Annotated in this window: 1 protein-coding gene and 2 pseudogenes; 2 read left to right on the top strand and 1 reads right to left on the bottom strand. The window is 72.6% G+C overall.

Annotated features, from left to right (window positions below; all coding sequences use genetic code 11):
* Nucleotides 1-328: pseudogene (locus AB0J09_RS62160) on the bottom strand (hypothetical protein); the annotation flags it as partial.
* A 125-nt stretch (nt 329-453) separates the two neighbouring features.
* Here AB0J09_RS62160 and AB0J09_RS62155 point away from each other — a divergent pair.
* Both AB0J09_RS62155 and AB0J09_RS62150 read left to right on the top strand, forming a co-directional pair.
* Complete coding sequence (locus AB0J09_RS62155; RefSeq protein ID WP_360713549.1) at nt 454-1257, top strand: DUF3027 domain-containing protein; 804 nt, start codon at nt 454-456, stop codon at nt 1255-1257.
* Between the two features lie 57 nt (nt 1258-1314).
* Nucleotides 1315-2510 (top strand): annotated as a pseudogene (locus AB0J09_RS62150) (hypothetical protein); the annotation flags it as partial.

Below are 2510 nucleotides of genomic sequence, written 5' to 3'. Positions count from 1 at the left end.
GCGTGTCGCAGGACACGAAGGACATCACCACGCTGGGACGCGGCGGGTCCGACACCACGGCGGTGGCGCTGGCGGCGGCCCTGCAGGCCGACGTGCCCGCCGACAGCTCGATCAGGCGGCCGAGCCCGGTGCGGTCCGCGCCGTTGGCGTGGGTGAGGCGCCGGGTGGCTTTACCGACTTTTCGCGCACCTTTTGCCGTGGCCCTGCCAGCCCTCGCTGTGCCGCCGGCCGTGGCCCGGCTCGCGCGCGCAGTCGCGCGTCCCGCGTCGGCGACGCCGCGCGCCACCCGCCGCGAGACCTCACGTGCCCGGCCCCAACCACCCTCCACGAATACCAGTCTTACCCGATTCGTCCGCGATCTCGGAGCGGGATCCCCGGTTGTTGGCGTCTCCGGTCCGCCCATGGGTGAGAATGAAGTGTGAGCGAACAGCACCTTTCGGCGGAGGCTGCCCGATGAGCCGCACCAGGGCCCGCGTCTCCGCTCCCGACCAGGCCTGTGTCGCTGCGGTCGATCTGGCGCGCGCTGCGGCAGAGGAGCTCGCGCGTCCGGGGGCGCCCGGCGAGCACCTCGGCTTCGAGAGCGAGGGCGACCGGATCGTCACTCACTACTTCGCCTGTCTCGACAAGGCCTACCGCGGTTGGCGCTGGGCCGTCACGGTCACGCGCGCCTCGCGGGCCAAGAAGGTCACGGTCAGCGAGGCCGTCCTGCTGCCCGGCTCGGGAGCGCTGCTCGCGCCCGAGTGGCTGCCGTGGAGCGAGCGGCTGCGCCCCGGCGACCTCGGCGTGGGCGATCTGCTGCCGACCCCCGAAGACGACGACAGGCTCACGCCCGGTTTCACCGAGACCGACGATGACGCTGAGCATCAGACGGTTTTCGAGTACGGCCTGGGCCGGGCCCGTGTGCTCTCGGCCATCGGCAAGGACCGGGCAGCCAGGCGCTGGCACTCGGGCGAGCACGGGCCGCACACGCCGATCGCACACGCCGCTCCCGCGCAGTGCTCCACCTGCGGCTTCTACTGGCTGCTCACGGGTGGCTTGCGGCAGATGTTCGGGGTCTGCACCAATGAATACGCGCCGGACGACGGCAAGGTCGTGGCCGCCGACCACGGCTGCGGCGCCCATTCCGAGGCCGCCGTGCTGCCGCCCTCCGTCGAGCAGGGCATTCCCATCCTCGACGACCTGGGCTACGACCTGATGGAGGAGGAGGCGGCGGGCTCGGTCGACGAATCCGCCACGGAAGAACTCGGCCATTCCTGATCGCGAAAGGCCGCTACCCTACGCCTGGCCTCTACCTCTCAATCAGGATCGTGATCGATGACGCCCGACATCTCTGGCACCTACGGCACTGACCGGATGCGAGCCGCCGTCCTCTCCGCGTGGACGGCCTCGCCCGCCAGGTTCCGCGAAGACGCCAACGCGGAAGAGGATTTCGCGCTCGGCGGCTACCGCGACCGGCTGATCGTCGAGCTCGCCCAGAACGCCGCCGACGCGGCCCTGCGCGCGGGCGTGCCAGGGGTGTTGCGGTTGACGCTCAAGGGCGACGTGCTGACGGCCGCCAACACCGGCGCCCCGCTCGACGCCACCGGCGTGGAGGGCCTGTCGACGCTGCGCGTCTCCGGCAAGCGCGACGAGGTCGGCGCGGCGGGGCGGTTCGGCGTCGGGTTCGCGGCGGTGGTCTCGGTCTGCGACGAGCCGTCCGTCGGCTCGCGAGCGAGCGGTGCGGTCCGCTGGTCGCGCGCGGACACCACCGCGGCGGTGTCGGAGATCCCCGCGCTCGCGGGCGAGCTGGCCGACCGTTCGGGGCACGTTCCGCTGCTCAGACTGCCGTTCGACGCGCCGCCGCTCGACGTGCCCGAGGGTTTCGACACGCTCGTACGCCTGCCGCTGCGCGACCGGGCCTCCGCCGACGCTGTCCGTCGCATGCTCGACGAGACCAGCCCGGCGCTGCTGCTCGGCATGCCGGCGCTGGAGACCATCGAGATCGACATCGATGGGTCCGTACGCACCGTGGTCGCCGACGGCTGGCACGTCGTGTCGGAATCGGGCGAGTTCACGCCCGAGGAGGTGAGCGGCCTCTTCGCCGACCGGCCCACCGAGGAGCGCGCCCGTCCCTTCTGGTCCCTGCGCTGGGCGGTGCCCGTCACCGGCACCGGCGAGCCGGGCCCGCTGCCCGCCACGGTGCCGCCCGTCGTGCACGCGCCCACGCCCAGCGACGAGCCGCTCGACCTGCCCGCGCTGCTGATCGCGTCGTTCCCGATGGCCACCGACCGGCGCCACTTCGCCAAGGGGCCGCTGGCCGACTTCCTGGTCGAGCGGGTGGCCTATGCCTATGTGCGGCTGCTGGGGGAGCTGCCGCGCACGCCCAAGCTGCTCGACCTGGTGCCGTCCCTGATGGGCAAGGGCGAGCTGGACGCCAGGATCCGCCGTGCCGTGCACGCCGCCGGGCCGGTCGTGATCGTCCGGACTCCCAGCGCGCTGCGGCACGACAGGATCGTGGTCGGATACGACGG

It is taken from the genome of Nonomuraea sp. NPDC049784 (assembly GCF_040659615.1).
Lineage (GTDB): Bacteria > Actinomycetota > Actinomycetes > Streptosporangiales > Streptosporangiaceae > Nonomuraea.
Note: the sequence above shows the minus strand (reverse complement) of the source record. Positions and strands in the feature narration are given on the sequence as shown.